Source organism: Collinsella aerofaciens (assembly GCF_040910325.1).
GTDB classification, from domain to species: domain Bacteria; phylum Actinomycetota; class Coriobacteriia; order Coriobacteriales; family Coriobacteriaceae; genus Collinsella; species Collinsella aerofaciens_BL.
Genome location: NZ_JBDGAV010000005.1, coordinates 1 through 17609 on the forward strand (window position 1 = coordinate 1; position 17609 = coordinate 17609).

At 61.3% G+C, this 17609-nt stretch carries 14 protein-coding genes and 2 pseudogenes; 6 read left to right on the top strand and 10 right to left on the bottom strand.

Features of this window, described 5'->3' with window-relative positions; translation table 11 throughout:
• The 5 genes and pseudogenes from AB5Z25_RS03045 to AB5Z25_RS03065 all read left to right on the top strand — a co-directional run.
• A pseudogene (locus AB5Z25_RS03045) lies at positions 1–369 on the top strand (hypothetical protein); the annotation flags it as partial.
• A 9-nt stretch (positions 370–378) separates the two neighbouring features.
• Complete coding sequence (locus AB5Z25_RS03050) at positions 379–2937, top strand: homocysteine S-methyltransferase family protein (protein ID WP_368134760.1); 2559 nt, start codon at positions 379–381, stop codon at positions 2935–2937.
• Between the two features lie 108 nt (positions 2938–3045).
• The gene (locus AB5Z25_RS03055; RefSeq protein ID WP_035136908.1) at positions 3046–4410 is read left to right on the top strand and encodes a PFL family protein; all 1365 of its coding nucleotides are present in this window, start codon (positions 3046–3048) and stop codon (positions 4408–4410) included.
• A gap of 479 nt (positions 4411–4889) precedes the next feature.
• Positions 4890–5615, top strand: coding sequence for a methyltransferase domain-containing protein (locus tag AB5Z25_RS03060; protein WP_346978481.1), 726 nt, complete (start codon positions 4890–4892; stop codon positions 5613–5615).
• A 158-nt stretch (positions 5616–5773) separates the two neighbouring features.
• Positions 5774–6073 (top strand): YhbY family RNA-binding protein, encoded by a 300-nt coding sequence (locus tag AB5Z25_RS03065; protein ID WP_006234690.1) that lies wholly within the window; start codon positions 5774–5776, stop codon positions 6071–6073.
• 69 nt (positions 6074–6142) lie between these two features.
• Here the strand turns inward: AB5Z25_RS03065 and AB5Z25_RS03070 are convergent, their stop codons facing one another.
• From AB5Z25_RS03070 to AB5Z25_RS03115, 10 genes and pseudogenes are all read right to left on the bottom strand, one after another.
• Positions 6143–9142, bottom strand: a complete 3000-nt coding sequence (locus AB5Z25_RS03070) for an AfsR/SARP family transcriptional regulator (RefSeq protein WP_368134761.1) — start codon at positions 9140–9142, stop codon at positions 6143–6145.
• A gap of 448 nt (positions 9143–9590) precedes the next feature.
• Positions 9591–10319: a glucosamine-6-phosphate deaminase gene (gene nagB, locus AB5Z25_RS03075; protein WP_152067340.1), complete on the bottom strand. Its 729-nt coding sequence runs from the start codon at positions 10317–10319 to the stop codon at positions 9591–9593.
• Positions 10320–10590: 271 nt separating this feature from the next.
• A complete protein-coding gene (locus AB5Z25_RS03080; protein WP_006234693.1) occupies positions 10591–11088 on the bottom strand; it encodes a PTS sugar transporter subunit IIA in 498 nt (165 codons plus the stop codon).
• 71 nt (positions 11089–11159) lie between these two features.
• Positions 11160–12497 (bottom strand): phosphoglucosamine mutase, encoded by a 1338-nt coding sequence (glmM, locus tag AB5Z25_RS03085; RefSeq protein ID WP_368134762.1) that lies wholly within the window; start codon positions 12495–12497, stop codon positions 11160–11162.
• A 123-nt stretch (positions 12498–12620) separates the two neighbouring features.
• On the bottom strand, positions 12621–13016 hold the full coding sequence (gene rpsI, locus AB5Z25_RS03090; protein WP_022094634.1) for a 30S ribosomal protein S9: 396 nt from the start codon (positions 13014–13016) through the stop codon (positions 12621–12623).
• Between the two features lie 2 nt (positions 13017–13018).
• Positions 13019–13462: a 50S ribosomal protein L13 gene (gene rplM / locus AB5Z25_RS03095; protein WP_022094635.1), complete on the bottom strand. Its 444-nt coding sequence runs from the start codon at positions 13460–13462 to the stop codon at positions 13019–13021.
• A gap of 194 nt (positions 13463–13656) precedes the next feature.
• Positions 13657–14535: a patatin-like phospholipase family protein gene (locus AB5Z25_RS03100; RefSeq protein WP_368130740.1), complete on the bottom strand. Its 879-nt coding sequence runs from the start codon at positions 14533–14535 to the stop codon at positions 13657–13659.
• A gap of 567 nt (positions 14536–15102) precedes the next feature.
• On the bottom strand, positions 15103–16614 hold the full coding sequence (locus AB5Z25_RS03105) for a recombinase family protein (protein WP_368134763.1): 1512 nt from the start codon (positions 16612–16614) through the stop codon (positions 15103–15105).
• A 2-nt stretch (positions 16615–16616) separates the two neighbouring features.
• A complete protein-coding gene (locus AB5Z25_RS03110; protein ID WP_229071520.1) occupies positions 16617–17099 on the bottom strand; it encodes a LexA family protein in 483 nt (160 codons plus the stop codon).
• Between the two features lie 36 nt (positions 17100–17135).
• Positions 17136–17297 (bottom strand): annotated as a pseudogene (locus tag AB5Z25_RS03115) (helix-turn-helix domain-containing protein); the annotation flags it as partial.
• A 101-nt stretch (positions 17298–17398) separates the two neighbouring features.
• Between AB5Z25_RS03115 and AB5Z25_RS03120 the strand changes: the two are divergent.
• Positions 17399–17596 (top strand): helix-turn-helix domain-containing protein, encoded by a 198-nt coding sequence (locus tag AB5Z25_RS03120; protein ID WP_117637851.1) that lies wholly within the window; start codon positions 17399–17401, stop codon positions 17594–17596.
• Positions 17597–17609 lie beyond the last annotated feature (13 nt).

Consider the following 17609-nt stretch of genomic DNA (forward strand, 5'->3'; position numbering starts at 1 on the left):
GAGGGAGCCGTGCTCGACGCCGCGTGCTCCGCTTACGTGGAAGCCGCCGTTGAGCAAATGGACCAACATGTCAAGACGGACGCCGCCGCACACGGACTCGCCGGCAACTGGCGCTTCAGTCCCGGCTATGGCGACTGCCCGCTCTCGGCCCAGCGCTCGATCGTGGATGCGCTCAACGCCACGCGGCTCATCGGCCTGACCGTCACGCCCACCAGCCTGCTCATGCCCACCAAAAGCGTGACCGCGGTGATCGGCCTGTTCGACGGCGAAGTCCACGACGCCCAGACCCGCCCCACCTGCAATATCTGCCGCATGCGCAAGAACTGCCGCTTCCGCGCCGCCCGCACCACCTGCTATTCCAGCCATTAGGAGCCCTCGATGTTTACTCCGCTTATCACTCATGATTCTGACGGCACTGCATTGGCGGCACCCGTTGATGCCGCACGTCGCAACGGTGCCACGTACAAGACGCGCACGATCGACGATCTGCGCATTAAGGACGATCGCCTGCGCGCCGCCATCGAGGGCACGGGGCACTTGCTGTTCGACGGCGGCATGGGCACCATGCTGCAGGCCGCTGGCATGAAGGCGGGCGCCCTGCCCGAGCTGCTCAACTTTGAGGAGCCCCAGGTTATCACTGATATCCAACGTCAATATGTCGAGGCCGGCTGCGACGTGATCACCGCCAACACCTTTGGCGCCAACGCCCACAAGCTCGACGGTGCCGCCACCGTGGCAGACGTCTTTGCCGCGGCCGTCGCCTGTGCCCGCGAGGCCGGCGCCCGCTACGTCGCCGGCGATATCGGCCCCATCGGCGCGCTGCTTCGCCCCCTGGGTACCCTGAGCTTCGACGAGGCCTACGACCTCTTTGCCGAGGAAGTGCGCGCTGGCGTCGCCGCGGGTGTGGACCTCTTTATTATCGAGACTATGACCGACCTGGCCGAGATCAAGGCGGCCGTCCTCGCCTGTCGCGAAAACTCCGACCTGCCCGTCTTTGCCACCATGACCTTCGAGGAAGACGGTCGCACCTTCCTGGGCACGAGTCCCGAGGTGGCCGCCATCACGCTCGATGCCATCGGCGCCGACGTTTTGGGCATCAACTGCAGCCAGGGACCGGCCGAGCTACGAGGACTCGCCGCACGTATGCTCACCGTTACCGATAAGCCCATTATGGTGCAGGCCAACGCGGGACTCCCCCATGTGGACGACGACGGCAACACCGTCTTTGATATCCAAGCCCCCGAATACGCCGAGGCCGTCGCCGGCATGATCGCCGACGGCGTGAGCGTCGTGGGCGGCTGCTGCGGCACCACGCCGGCGCACATGGCGGCCCTGCGCACGCTTATCGACAACCACACGCCCAGCCCGCGCCGCCGCAAGCCCAGCATGTCGGTCACGAGCGCCCAAACGGTCGTGGACCTTCCCTGCGACGGCCACAAGATCGCCGTCATCGGCGAGCGCATCAACCCCACCGGCAAAAAGCGCCTGCAGCAGGCCCTGCGCGACGGCGACCTGGACTACGTTGTGAGCCAGGGCATCAGCCAGCAGGAACAGGGCGCCGACATTCTGGACGTCAACGTGGGCCTGCCCGAGATCGACGAGGTCAAGATCATCCAACAGGCGACCGAACAGCTCCAGGGCTCCACGCTGCTGCCGCTGCAGATCGACTCCACCGACCCCGCAGCCGTCGAGGCCGCCGTGCGCCGCTACGCCGGCAAGCCCATCATCAACTCGGTCAATGGCAAGCAGCAGATCATGGATGAGATCTTTCCGCTGGTCGCCCACTACGGCACCAACGTTGTCGGCCTTACGCTCGACGAAGGCGGCATCCCCGATACCGCCGAGGCCCGCTTCGCCATCGCCGAGCGCATCGTGGCCGAGGCCGCCCGCTACGGCATCGGCCCGGACCGCATCCTCATCGACTGTCTGGTCATGACCGCCTCGACTAATCAACGCCAGGCTGAGCAGATCCTACGCGCCATGTCCCTGTGCAAGGAGCGTCTGGGCGTCAAATGCGCGCTCGGCGTGTCGAACATCAGCTTTGGCCTGCCTGCCCGCCCGCTGCTGGGTTCGGTCTTTTTGGCCGCCGCCTTCGGCGCGGGCCTGGACGCCCCCATCATGAACCCGGGCTCCAAGCGCTTTATGGATACCGTCTACAGCTATCGCGTCCTGAGCGTTGAGGACGAGGGCTCGACCGGATACATCGAGCGCTACGCCGGCTGGACCGATCCGTACAAGATCGCCGCAAACCCGGCAGCAGCTCAGGCCGCATCGACCGACACCGTGTCCGCTGCTGGCACCGCCGGCACCGACGGCAACGACGACCCAATTCGTCGCATGGTCGTCTCGGGCCGCAAGGGCGAGATCGCGGCCGAGACCGAACGCCTGCTGGCCGACCACGACGCCATGGACCTCATCAACAACCACTTTATCCCCGCCCTCGATGAGGTTGGCGTCCTCTTTGACCAGGGCAAGTTCTTCTTGCCGCAGCTTATGGCCTCGGCCGAGGCCGCGCGTGTGGGCTTCGACACCATCAAGCGCCTGATGCCCGCCGGTGAGATTGCCGACAAGGGCAAGATCTGCGTGGCCACCGTCAAGGGCGACATCCACGACATCGGTAAGAATATCGTCAAGATGCTGCTCGACAACTACGGCTACACCGTCTTTGATCTGGGTCGCGATGTCGATCCGCAGGAGGTGCTCAAGACCGTGCAGGAGCGCGACATTAAGCTCGTCGGCCTTTCGGCGCTTATGACCACCACGGTCGTCGCCATGGAGGAGACCATCAAACTGCTTCATGCCGAGGTGCCGGGCGTCAAGATTATCGTGGGCGGCGCCGTGCTCACCCCCGAATACGCCAAACAGATCGGCGCGGACTACTACGCCAAGGACGCCGCCGAGAGCGCGCGCATCGCCGAAGAGGTCTTTGGGAAGTAACACAACGGAAACAACCGAGCACCAAAACGTGCCGCATGCGCCACTTGGCGCGTGCGGCACGTTAGAATAGATAAGACTATGCTCGTTTTGGCAGATAGGAGCGCAAGAATGGCGATCACGCCCGCAGAAATCGCGGAAACCCGCGGCATGGTTGAGGAGCAGAACCTCGACATCAGGACCATCACCATGGGTGTTTCGCTCATGGGTTGCGGCGACGAGAACCTCGACCGCATGTGCACGAAGATCTACGACCACGTGACGCACACGGCTGAGCATCTGGTCGAGACCGCCGAGAACCTCGAGCGCGAGTACGGCATCCCTATCGTCAACAAGCGCGTCTCCGTCACCCCGGTGGCGCAGATCGCCGCGTGCTGCAAGGATGAGGACCTCACCCCCATCGCGCATGCCCTCGACCGCGCGGCCGAGACCCTCGGCATCGACTACCTGGGTGGCTTCTCCGCACTCGTCCAGAAGGGCATCGGCGACGCCGACCGCCGCGTCATCCAGTCCATCCCGCAGGCGCTCGCCACCACCAGCCGCGTCTGCTCCAGCGTCAACGTCGCCAGCCTGCGTGCCGGCATCAACATGGACGCTGTGCTCATGGCCGCCCAGACCATCATCGATGCCGCCAAGCTCACGGCCGACCAGGATTCCGTCGGCGCTTCCAAATTTGTCTGCTTTGCCAACATGGTCGAGGACTCCCCGTTTATGGCGGGCGCCGTCCACGGCGGTGGCGAGGCCGACGCCGTCATCAACGTAGGCGTCTCAGGCCCCGGCGTTATGGCCGCAGCCCTGGAGACGCTGCCCGATTCCGCATCGATGATGGAAGTCGCCGAAAAGATTAAGCAGACCGCCTTTAAGATCACCCGCGCCGGCGAGCTCATGAGCCGCGAGGCCGCCCATCGCCTGGGTGTCGAGAAGGGCATTGTCGACCTGTCGCTGGCTCCCACGCCTGCCATCGGCGACTCCGTCGCGCGCATCCTCGAGATCATCGGCGTGGGCACCTGCGGTGGCCCCGGCACGACCTGCGCGCTCGCCATGCTCAACGATGCCGTCAAGAAGGGCGGCGTCATGGCCAGTTCCAGCGTGGGCGGTCTCTCGGGCGCTTTCATTCCCGTGTCCGAGGATGCCGGCATGATCGCCGCCGTCGAGGCCGGTGCGCTTTCGCTCGAGAAGCTCGAGGCCATGACCTGCGTGTGCTCCGTTGGCCTGGACATGATTGCCATCCCTGGCGACACTCCGGTCGAGACCATCGCCGGCATCATCGCCGACGAGATGGCCATCGGCGTCATCAACAACAAGACCACGGCCGTCCGCGTGATTCCCGCCATCGGCAAGGGCGTGGGCGACTGCGTCGAGTACGGTGGCTTGTTCGGCCGTGCGCCCATCATGCCGGTAAACCCCAACGCCGGCACCGTGCTTGCCCACCGCGGTGGACGCTTCCCGGCTCCGCTGAACTCGCTCAAGAACTAGCTGAGGGGGACTGGCGAGGAGCCCCGGGGAGGGCAAATATATAAGGTCGCCTGCTCGGACAGTCCTGACTCGCACGGAGAGCACATTAAGTGCTCTCCGGCTCGTGCGGAACTCGCGATCGACCTTATATATTTGCCCTCCCCGGGGCTCCCGCACAACGGGACCTCAGTTGGGGTCTATCCCGGTTGCAGTTGCTTCGCTCCTGCACCACTTGGCTGGTGCGGCGGTTTGGCATTGGAACGGTTCTTTTCTGGTATATGCTGGTTGCGGCTCTTCTTTTGGGGGGAGTCGCTTTTTTGTTGCTAGGAGGTTGGCCCGTGGTTGATGGGGATACTCGTTCTGAGCTGCTTTCTGCGGATTGGAATGGCGAATGGATGCGTCTGCAGGCCGCTCGGCATCGGGCTGATGATTCTTTTGAATGGGATAAGCGGGCTCGGCATTTTCGTCCACTGGAGACTGCTCCGTATACCCGGGATTTTATGAAATTGCTGGCCCTTGAGCCCGACGAGTCGGTGCTCGATATGGGGTGCGGAGCTGGGTCGATTGCTATTCCGCTTGCTCAGGCTGGGCATCCTGTGATTGCGGCTGATTTCTCCCCTGCCATGTTGGGCACGCTTGATGCCGGCATTGAGTACTATGGGCTCGATGATCGCATTACACCGCTTGAGCTTGCTTGGGATGATGATTGGGATTTGGTTGGACCGGTCGCGAAAGCGGTGGATGTTGCCTTTGCCAGTCGCTCTGTCACCACGACCAACCTAAAAGGCGCACTTGTCAAGCTTGACCGTACGGCTCGTCGGCGTTGCGCTGTCACGATGGTCGCCAACTCCAGCCCGCGCTATGATCTGCACTTGATGAACGCCATCGGTGCCTCGGTTACCTGCAGTAATGGCTTTGTGTATGCTTTTAATATCCTCATTCAGATGGGTGCGTTGCCGCAGGTTACATACTTTGAATCGCCTCGTCGCGATACTTTCGATAGCCTTGAGGCGGGCGTGGCAGACTTCTCCCGCATGCTCGAGCACGGTAACGAAGATAAGGTTGACCGCCTGCGCGACTATATCGCTCAACACATGATTGAGAACCCCCATGCCGGTGAGCCGGGCTCCAAGGGCGTGCCGCAGGGGCGCTATATGCTCGATCATGTCCGCAAGGTTCGTTGGGCGTTTATTGCATGGGAGCCGGTCTCTGCGCCCAGCTCATAGCCTGTTCGCAGCCCGCACTGCCCACTCACTCGGCATCCGCATTCTTTTTGAACTGGGCAAACGCGCTCCACACCGCACCGTTCCTGCGCTATCGTGGGACAGCTCACGTAAATTAAGGCCCCGTCGCGGGGCGCCCCATACATAGAAAGCGAGAACCCATGGCACTGACAGGAGCACAGGTCAAGCAGCTTCGCAGCATGGCCCATCACCTCAACCCCGCCATCATCATCGGTAAGTCCGATGTCAACGAGGGCACCGTCGAGCAGACGGTCGCCTACCTGGAGAAGCACGAGCTCGTTAAGTGCTCCGTGCTCGATGGCTCCAGCCTTTCCGCCCGCGAGGCCGCCGAGGAGCTCGCCGAGCGTTGCCACGCCGAGGTCGTCCAGGTCATCGGCCGCAAGTTCTCACTGTATCGCGAGTCCTCGCGCAAGGACATCGAGAAGATCAAGCTCGTCTAAGAGCCAATGATCCGGCGATCCAACACATAGCAAGCTTACGGGTGCCCAAGTACTTCGGGCGCCCGTTTTTTATCGCTCGACCAGCACGCGATTGAGCCGCCCCTCCACCAAGCGCTCGTATAGACGCCGCGTCTCGGGCTCGGGCACGCCATTGACCTGCTCCCTCAGGTGGTGCATATGCCCGCTGTACAGCTCGACGATATCGCGCCGCCGCCCCGCCGCACTGTAGACGCGCATGGCGCAGCGCACCATATCCTCACGCGCCGTTTCCTGTCGAAGCCCCGACTCCGCCAGCCAAATCGCCGACTGCAGATCGTTTTCTTCTAGAGCGGCATTTGCTCCCTTAATCATGCAATCGATGTACTTTGACTGCATAATGCGCCGCATGCGCAAAAAGTAGGTGGGATTACAGCCATTGGGAACATACAGCGGTCCGGCATAAAGCTGCTCAATCTTAAGGCACAGCTCAACTAAATGGGGCCCGCGCGCACCCGTGCGATTTCCCAAAACCTCGCGGCTTATCTGGTCAAACAGCCGTACATCGGTCTTGACGTAGTCGCCGTTGAGCCCAATGCATTCATTTTGGATGAGCACGCACGACTTGCCATCCGGCGTCGGTCCCAAAGCCGACCGCAAGCGCGATATCGTCGAGTACAGGTTGTTGCGGGCGCTATTAAACTCGGCATGGGGCCACAGCTCCATGGCCAGCGTCTCACGATCGACGAGCGCATCCATGCCCAGCGCAAGCCGCTCGGCAAGCGTCGCCGCCTTCTTGCGACGCCACATTTTGTCCGTGATGGGAAACCCATCGCGCTCGGCGCGAAACGCACCAAACATGCGAATCTCGATATGGTCGATGGTATCAACGGCTTCAACCTCGCCGGCCTGGAACAGGCGCTCGCCCTCTCCTTCCAAATCGTCGCGCAGCGAGTACCGCGACAGCTCGCGCACGGGAAGCTTCTTGCGTATCCTGCCCGCCGGCTCGCCCAGACAATGCATGGCAAGGCGCGCAAAGAGCCGATACGATGGCTCTAGAATCCCCGCACGATTCATGGACATCCAGGCCGCAAGATCGCTGTCTCGGCCCGCACAGGCCAAATGCAGCGCCACCATCCAGGCCTCCGCTCCACCAACCTGCGTCTGGCTTATATCGAGCAACTCCGCTTCCTCGCGCACCGAAACCATCGAGGTGTTACGCAGATATGCCGCGCGCTCCAGCAGCAATGCGTTATCGCGCATGTACGCAATCGACTCCTCGGCAAGTTTGAGCACTTGGACCGCACGGAACTTTGCATTAACCGGCCGTCCCTCTGCCAGCGACTGCCAGCCTTCTAGCAACAGCCCAAACAGCTGAATCTGGTTGTCGCGCATGCGCACGGCAAAACGATCGAGCTCGTTGAACGCCGCGTCGTCGGTTACCGGCAAGCCGGAAAGGAGCCGCCGTGCCGCCAACACCATGCGCACCCAGATAGCCATCGCCTTAAGCCCACGTACGTCGAGCGCCTCCCGCGCCACCGTCATCTCGTCGTCGCGCTCGTCGGTTCCCGCAAACGACCCGTCAAAGAGCTCCACCAGCATGCTATCGGCCCGTATAACAATCCCCGCGATGTCGAGCTCGCAGTCGTAGGCCTTGCTCGTTTTGAGCTGTTGTAGAACGCCGCCGTCATTTCCCCGCTCGGTCAGGCAGCGCTTGACCTCGATATGCGCAGACAACATATCGAGTGCGGTATGGGATGTCTCGATTTCTGGCACGGCCAGGTTCGTAGGAAGCCCAAGCCCGTTGTCCCCATAGCAAACAGCCGTCAGTGTCTGGGCCACCCTCCATGAAACAGGGTCTATTTCGCAGGCCGCCCGTTCGCCCCCGCGTTCGATGACCGATGCCATATAGCGAGCGAGCTTTGTATTGGACACGCTGACCGCTGCCAGATATACGCCAAGCGCTTCGGCAGGCGTTGGCTCTGGAGCCGGATCGTCGGCATCGATCGTGCCCAGCGCCGCTCGGCAGATATCGGCCCCGTGCCCCGTCAGAGCCAGATCGACCCCATACTGCCCAGCAAGTTCAAGGACCGCTTCACGGTCCAGAAAGGCGTCCGCCAGGCCCATCGCCGCATCGCATCGGCCCGCCTTAAGCAAAATCCGGGCCGCCCTCGGAACAAGTTCGGGGCGAACCTCGGCCACCAACTTACGCAAACGCAAGCGTCCGTTATCCTCCGTGCCCAGACATGTAAAACTCCGCTCGGCGGGGTCCAAGCCAAAGATCGGGTAGTCGCGTACAAAGTAGGACTGGTCGACCATCGACAGCCTCACCCCACAGGCCTCGAGTTCTGCGATATTGCCCTCGCCCATCAAAACCATGAGACATGCCACGCAAAACAGCGCATTATTGTCGAGTGAAGCCAGATCGGCAAGTGCCGCGCCATACACGTTGACAATCTCGTTTTCGAGCAGGCCGGCTACGTCGCCTTGGCCATACAGACCTGTCTGCAATGCCGAAACGAGCTCGGGCACGCCCTGCGTGAGCTGATAAAAGTCGAGCGATGTGCTGATCGAAAACGCCGATGCCCACGCCGAATACTCATAGGCATGCACCTTGAGCATCTGCGCATTGATCTTAACCGAATCGCCCAGCCCATGAATCAACTGACGATTTGAAGGACGGCAGGAGATAAAGACCCCTACCCCCATAGCGCGCAGGCCGCGAATCCTGTCGATGAGGTCCTCGGTATCGTGCTGATCGAGGTTTGGCACATTATCAATCGCGATAAGGGAATGCGGTTTGTCTTTGAGTTCTTCGGTAACCACCTCGAGCTGCATAAACACCTCGCGCCCAGTGGCGCGATCGGCCTCGATAATCCGCACGGGGCCTCGCGTCGGATCGCATTTAACCTCATGGGTGTACTGCAGCAGCACCGAGGTCTTCCCAAACCCGTCGGGCGCATAAAGAACCACGATGCCGGCCTTTCGGCCCTTGGCGATAAGCTCATTCATCAAGCGTTCGCGTCGCACCATATAGCCTCCGCCCAGCGGCATCAGCTCGAGGTCGTCTATACCGCTCAAATCGTTTACCATGCCCGCTCCTCAACTCGACCGTATGGACACTGTAGCCGCAAGACCATACAAGCCGCGCTATGAATAGAGCGACCTTGTGTTTTAGGTTGTCTTTTGGTACGCAAGCGGCAAGTTTTTGTACAGCAAGGGCCGATTGTTATTAATCCCCCGACTAATCGGTCTTTAAGCAGGTAAATGAGCTTGTCAGCTTGTCCCATCTAAGCGGCAGTGTAACGCAGATGAACAAGGTTCAGCCATGTCATTCAACTCGCCTAGCACCCGCTACCGTCTACGACCTTCTAGTGGCATTTTTGCATAGAATCTGATATAGAATGAATCAAGCTGTTGGGCATCCGGCATTCGTCAAGCTTGCGGCAAGATTTTGGTCAAGTGGGCGAAATGGGATAGCAAAAAGGCCCCCGCAAAGCGGAGGCCTTAGGCAAGGCTATGTCGAGCTGCAGGATTCGCGCTACTCGCAGAGCGAAAGGGCGGCCTCGTCGGCAACGACAACGCAGTTGGTGTGCAGCTGCAGGATCGAAGCCGGGCACTCGGGCGTAACCGGACCATAGCACATGTCATGCACGGCCTGAGCCTTGGCCTCGCCGTTGGCGACGACCAGGATCATGCGGGCATACATGATGGTCTGGGTACCCATGGTGTAGGCCTGACGGGGAACATCGTCGATGCTGTCGAACAGGCGGCTGTTGGCCTGAATGGTGCTCTCGGTGAGGTCGACGCAGTGCGTGCCCTTGGAGAAGTGGTCATCGGGCTCGTTGAAGCCAATGTGGCCGTTGTTGCCAATGCCGAGCAGCTGCAGATCCGGGTAACCGGCCTCGGCGACGATCTTGTCGTACTCAGAGCAGGCAGCGGCGGCGTCGGGGTTGGAACCGTCGGGCACATGCGTGTTGTTCAGGTCGATGTTGATGTGATCGAAGAAGTTCTCACGCATGAAGTAGTGATAGCTCTGGGGATCGTCGTGCGAAAGGCCGCGATACTCGTCCAGGTTGTAGGTGCTGACCTCGGCAAAGTCGACGTCGCCCTTCTTGTACCAAGCAGCGAGCTGCTTGTAGGCACCGATCGGGGTGGAGCCGGTGGCAAGACCCAGCACACAGTCGGGCTTGAGGATAACCTGGGCCGAGATGATATTAGCGGCCTTGCGGCTCATATCCTCGTAGTCTTTAGCTTTAATGATCTTCATTACGCGTCCTTTCTCGTACAAGAGAGGCAAGGCTCCCTTACAAGCACTTGCCCGCGGCCCGCGTCGGCCGCAACCAACGTGTGCGGCCACCAGGGCGAGGTCGCGTAATGTATGTGTCTCGTGTCTAGCCGCGTCGAGGCCCCTGCCCGTCCACGGTGACCCAAAGCCTTTTAGCTTCGGACAAATCCCATCTTGCCACTGAGGGCGTCCTCTTTCAAGGGCGCCCTCCGTAAACGTGTTTGAATTGTAGGCTAATGGCCACGCGCACTTGCTAGCGCTCGCGAGCAACGATGAGCTGGTCCATCTCTTCGACATGCACGCCAACGGAGCCCTTGATGCTCGAGAACTCAACGGAGTTGCACACCAAGATGGGAACCGTCACATCGTAGCCCTCGGCAGCAATTGCCTCGCGATCGAACTCAATGAGCACATCACCCTTATGGACGATGTCACCCACTTGCGCATGTACGGTAAAGTGCTTGCCCTCGAGCTGAACAGTGTCCAAACCAACGTGGATAAGCACGTCCAGACCATCGACCGTGTTAAGCGCAACGGCGTGTCCCGTGGGAAAAATAGCCTCGACCTTGGCATCAGCCGGTGCAATCACACGCGTTCCGGTGGGCCGAATCGCCACGCCCTGGCCCAAAAGGCCGGTGGCAAACGTCTGGTCGTTTACCTCGGAAAGCGGAATGACGTCGCCCGAGATGGGAGCATCCAGCGTAAGGACTCGACCACGCATACCAAAAGACCTTAGGACTTTAGTGAACATGCTCCCCCTCGGACATACCAATCAATCAAAATAACCTTAACAGTTTACCACTTGGCAACGGTTTTTGACCATTAGGGAAGTTCGCGCTTGACAACCTCGACGATGTCGTCGACAACGCGCTGGGTCAGCTCGTGCGTCTCGGCCTCGGCCATCACGCGGACCAGCGGCTCGGTACCGCTCGGGCGCACCAGAATGCGGCCGCGGCCGTCAAGCTCCTTCTCGGCAGCAGCGACGGCATCCCAGATGGGCTGGCAATCGTCCAGACCGGCCTTGTTGTCGGAATGCACGTTGACGAGTACCTGCGGGTACTTCTTCATAATGCCGGCAAGGTCGGTGAGGGTACGACCGGTGCGCTTGAGCACGGCCAGCAGCTGCAGAGCCGTCACCAGGCCATCACCGGTGGTGTTGTGCTCCAGGAAGATGATGTGGCCGGACTGTTCGCCGCCGATGACGGCGCCGTCCGCGAGCATGCGCTCCAGAACGTAGCGGTCGCCCACGGCGGTCTGGACCATCTCGAAGCCCTGCTCCTTCATAGCGATGGAGAAGCCAAGGTTGCACATGACGGTCGAGACGATCTCGGAGTTGGCGAGCTTGCCGCGAGCGGCGAGGTCAGAACCGCAGATAGCCAGGATGTAGTCACCGTCGATCTCATTGCCCTCGCTGTCCACGAACAGTACGCGGTCGGCGTCGCCGTCGTGGGCCAGACCGATATCAACATGGGTGCGCAGCACGAGCTCGCGCAGGGGCTCGAGGTGCGTAGAGCCGCACTCAACGTTAATGTCAGTGCCGCAGTAATCGGTGTTGATGGCATGGACCGTGGCGCCCAGGCGCTGCAGCGCGGCGGGCGTGGTCTGGCAAGAAGCACCGTGGCCGCAGTCGACGGCAACGACTAGGCCGTCGAGCCTCAGGCCATCAAGCGTATCGATGGCGTGGTCGACGTATGCCTTGCGAGCGTCCTTCATCTTGATGATGTGGCCCACGCCGGCACCGGTCGGCAGCGTGTCGGCAGCCATGGCTTCCTCGGACATGACCCAGGCGCTGATCTCTTCCTCGACAGCATCGGGAAGCTTCATGCCCTTGCGGCTAAAGAACTTGATGCCGTTGAACTCCGGCGGATTGTGCGAAGCGGAGATGACAATGCCGCCGTCGAGCTCGTTTTGAACAGTGAGCAGCGCCACGGCGGGCGTGGGAATGACGCCGCAGCAATGCGGACGGCCGCCCTCGGCCATAATGCCGGCGGTCAGAGCGCTCTCGAGCATGGTGCCCGAAAGGCGCGTGTCGCGGCCGATGCAAATATCCGGACCAAGGAACTTGGTCGCCGCGCGGCCCAGGCGAAACGCGAGGTCGCACGAGAGGTCGGCATTGGCGACGCCACGGACGCCGTCGGTACCGAAGATGTTCTGGGGCATAGGATTGCTCCTTCCCTAGCAGGCGATATACAACCGCCCACCCTAGTCGAAAAAGAAAAGCGGGACCCGCCGAGGAATCGGCAGGCCCCGCTTGTACATTGTATCTCGAAAGGAGATAAAACCTTAGCGCTTGGAGAACTGGGGAGCGCGGCGGGCCTTCTTGAGGCCGTACTTCTTGCGCTCGACCACGCGAGCATCGCGCGTAAGGAAACCGGCCTTCTTGAGGTCAGCACGGTAGTCGCCAGCGTTCAGAAGAGCGCGGGCGATGCCCAGGCGCAGAGCGCCGGACTGACCGGAAATGCCGCCGCCATCGCACAGAGCGATAACGTCGAACTGACCGGCGGTGTCGGTCACCTTGAAGGGAGCAAGGGCGTTCTCAACGAGCTGATGACGGCCGAAATACTGCTCGGCGTCACGCTTGTTGATGGTCACCTTGCCGGTGCCGGGGACGAGACGGACGCGGGCGACGGCGTTCTTACGACGGCCGGTACCCTGGTAGACAACGGTGTTCTCAGCCATCTTTAAGCCTCCAGCTCAATCTTCGTGGGGTTCTGGGCAGCATGCGGATGCTCGGCACCAGCGTAGACCTTAAGCTTGGTCATCTGGGCACGGCCGAGGGTGGTCTTGGGCAGCATACCGCGAACGGCGCGCTCGATGACCTTCTCCGGGTGCTTCTCCATAGCCTGGCGGAAGCTCTCAGCCTTGAGGCCGCCGTTGTAGCCGCTGTGGCGATAATAGGTCTTCGTGTCGGCCTTGTTACCGGTAAGCTGGACCTTATCGGCGTTGATGACGACAACGAAGTCGCCGCAGTCGCTGTTGGGCGTGAACTGGGGCTTGTTCTTACCGCGCAGGATCATTGCGATCTGGGTGGCAAGACGGCCCAGGACAGCACCATCGGCGTCGACGAGAACCCAGTTGCGCTGGACCTCGCCCTGCTTGGCGTAGTGAGTCGATTTCGAAATCACTTAGACTCCTCCATGTACAGTACGTGTTGTTACAGAGATTCACGGGGCTCTGCAAGTAACCCGTCCATATTACCCCGCTCGCCGTACGAGTCAACAGGTATTTTGGCTCCGACCAGAGTTTCTGCACATGTCATCCACGAGCCATAATTTTTCCAGCTCTTTAGCTGTTGTCATTTTTTGAGGGTTCGCTATCGCTAGCGCTCAACGAACTCTTGGATTTCCGCGAGCAGGCGCTTTGCCTCCTGACGGCCCTGGATATACAGGTCCAAAAGCTTTGCCGGATCGTGCTCGACATGGCCGACCTCGACCGGCTTTTGCGGAGCGACGACCAACGCACGGCCCTCGCGCTCATACTTCCACAGGTGCATGCGCTGGAGGTTATAGCGGTCGTGGCGCGTCTCGATAGCCTCGAGCAGGTAGGGGTAGTCGGCATAGCGGGCGCGCGCGGCAGGCATAAACTCGTAGGGCTTTTTCTCGTACGAGCGGTCCTGCGTGACAATGACAACCGCGCGCTCGAAACCGGCCTCCTCCAGCACATGCTCGATAGGGACCGAATCGGCTACACCGCCGTCGACGTATTTGTGCCCGTCGATCTCGACCGGCGGCGTCACCAGCGGCAGCGAGGTAGAGGCGCGCACAGCATCGAGGTCGAGCACGGCGCTTTTGACCGGCAGGTAGGCAGCGGTTCCAAAGAGCATGTCCGTCGCGACGGCGTACATCTCGATAGGGCTGGCGTCGAACGTCTCGTTATCAAAAGGATCCAGGCGGTCCTGGACGTCGTTGAAGATAAAGTCGTAACCCACGATGGAACCCGTGGACGCAAACGACGCGGCGCCCATGTAGCGGCTGTCGTTGCAGAAGGTCAAATTGACACGGTTGGTGCGACCGATCTGGTGCGACTTGTAGTTGACGCCGTTGAGCGCACCGGCCGAAACGCCGTACACCGCCGGAATTTCGACACCGGCCTCCATGAGAACGTCGAGCACGCCGGCGGTAAACTGCCCACGAAAACTGCCACCCTCCAAGACGAGCGCGACCTTGCCGGCGTTCTTTGCCTTATCTTCTGCAGTCATATTGACCTCCTGCGATTGCGTTTTGGCCTTCTTCTACCCAGTTTTGGGATGGAGGGCGCGCAGGTTTTTCGAGGCGGCAGGTGAAGCGGAAAGTGTATCCCGGTCTGAGCGCGGATTCCGGGATGAACTTTCCGCCTGGGCTGCCGTTGGGAAAGCGCGTCCCGCTCTACGGCTCGATTCCGGGTTGCAGTTTCCGCTTGAGGCGACATCCGGAAAATGAATCCCATTCCGAGCTTAGATTCCGGGATGCGCTTTCCGCTTGAGCTGCCATTGGGAAAGCGTGTCCCGGTCTGAGTCACTGAGGCGTTTTCTTTACGCCCGCGCCCTGCATAGAGTTCGATTCTCCGCGGGTGGAGGGGATCCGTCCGCGCGGGACACGGCAGGCTGTCATCCGGTCGGCATCGAATCTATATCCAGTCGAGGCTTTGCGCGGAGAATCCGCGTATTTGCTTCGCAAATCCGCACCGGCTTCGGCCGCCTGCCGGCGTCCTCGTCCGCTCGCTACAAACGCTTCGCGTTTGCTTAACGCTCGCGCCCTGCATAGAGTTCGATTCTCCGCGGTACGGACTAGAAATAAAAAGGCAGGTAGATATACATATCTACCTGCCTGTTACATATGGTGGAGCTGGCGTTCATTCGGTCGAACACCTCGCCACCTGGACCTATAGCGCCAGGCAGCGACGGATTATCGCCCAAGCCGGCAGAATCGTCAAACGTGAACGCCACGCGCAGGCCGTCGTCATCGTCGGGGCCGCCCAGCACCACGCGCGCCACGAACGTGCGCAGAAGCTGCGCGTCGTCCACCTCGGCGGCGGCCATGCCCTCAAGCCAGAACAGCGCGCGGTCGTAGTCAAGGCGGGCGGCCTCAAGGGCCTCGGCCGTGCGCAGCTCGTCCTTGAGGAGCGCCTGCCGCTGCTTCAGCGCGTCTATGCGCTCCTTGCCGCCCGGCGGCGCGATGCCCGACTCGATGGCCGCCCATATGTTGGAGAACGCCGTCTCGATCTTGGCCAGCTCGCCCTTTATGGTCTCGCTCAAGGGCTTCTCGTCGGCGCGCTCCTCCTCGGCGTCGGCCAGCATGCGAGCGATGCGCTCGCGGCTGTCGGCGCTGCCCAGGGCCTCGCGCACGGCGTCGGCCACGCGCTTCTCCACGACATCGCGGCGCACGGTGCGCCCGCAGCTGCGGCAGCGGTAGTAGTGATAGGGCCTGCCCGACTTGCCCGTGCCGCTGGTGCCGGTCATCAGCCCGCCGTCGCGCCCGTCGTAGAGCTTGCCAGTGAGCGGGAAGTCCCACGCTTCGGTCTTGGCGCGGGGCCTGTGCGAGTCCTCAAGCATCCGTATCACCCTCTCCTCGTCATCCATGGGAACGATGGCGGGCATGCCGCCGGGCACGACCACGCCCGCGTAGCGGTACTCCCCGCCGTTCTCCCGCCGCATCAGTATGCGGCGCACCGTCTGGAAGCGCCACTTGCCGCCGCGCTTGGTGCGGTACGGCTCCCAGGCGCGCACCACGTCGGCCACCGACTTGCCCGACAAGACCATGCGCACGCCCAGGCGGATGGCGGCGGCCTCCTCCTCGTTGACCACGTAGCGCCCGTCCACTATGTCCCAGCCGTAGCGCACGCAGCCGTTGGCCATGCACCGCTCGGCGTTCTTCTGTATGCCGTCGCGTATGCGCTCGCCGTCGAGCGCGCTCTCGTACTCCGCCAGCACCTCCAGCATGCCCAGCTGCAGCACGCCCGCCGAGCCGTCCGAAATGTCCTCGCCCGCGTACAGTATCTCGACGCGGCAGCGGCGCAGCATGATGCGCGCCATGGCCATCTCGTCGCGGTTGCGCATGATTCGGGTAACTTTATATATGACCACGAAATCGAACAGCCCTCGCTTGGCGTCGGCCATCATGCGCTGGAACTCGGCGCGGTCGGTGTTGGTGCCCGTCTGCGCGAAGTCGCAGTACGTGGCCACCACGCGCAGGTCGTTCTCGGCGCAGTAGGCGCGGGACTTCTCCACCTGTATCTCTATGGACTCGCCGCGCTGGTTGTGGCTCGAGAAGCGGGCGTATATCGCCGCGCGCCCGCCCACGGCTACTCCATCTCGTCGGCGGCCTGGAACCACACCACCGTGCCGATCACGCGCACGGGTCCGTCGTCCATGCCGAAAATCATGTCCTCGTAGTCCTCGAAGCTATCCGCCGACAGCATCAGCTTGGTGCTGCCCTTGTACCAGCGGCGCATGACCGCGCGGTAGTCCTCGGTCTCCACCACGGCGATGGACCCGTTGGCGGGCTGGCGGTCGGGGTCGACCAGCACGTGGCTGCCCTCGGGTATGACGCGGTTCATGCAGTCGCCCTCGACCTCCAGGGCGAACGCGCGCGGATGCCCGGCGCACACCGAGGCGGGCACCTCAACGCGGTGCGCTATCTCCTCCTCGTCGGCGAGCGCGCCGGCGTGCACGCGCCCGAGCGTGAGCAGCGGCACGGTGGCGCTGCTGGCCACCACGGGCATGGCACCGGCGGGCATATAGGAGCTGCCCTTGGGCTTTTTGGTCACGGGGTCAATCTGATCCATTCCGCCGTCTTCTATAAGGTGTGACTTACTAATCTGATAGCAGGCCGCCATGCGCTCAATAGCTCCCATACGGGGTTCGGAGCGGCCATTTTCCCACTGCGAAACGGCGTTACCTGTTACACCTGCAATCTCACCCAGTTCATCCTGGGTAACGTCGAAAATCTGCCGTAACTTCTTTATGTTGTCGGATATCGGCATCTTAACTCCTTCCAGGACTTAAATTTATTTTCAATTTTACCAAAATTAATCTTGACCGTGTTCTGAAGATTAATTACAGTTATGGACAGAAAGGAGGGAGTATGAAGTCACTCAAGCAGGCGCGCATGAGCAAGGGCGTAACCAAGAAGGCAATGGCTGAACATCTGGGCATTTCAGGACCTACATACGATGTTTATGAAGACCACCCCGACCGTATGCGCATCGAGACGGCTAAAAAGGCCGCCGACTTCTTGGGCTACAAACCCGAAGAAATTTTTTTCGCTTCAAACTGTAATTAGATTTACCTATCAG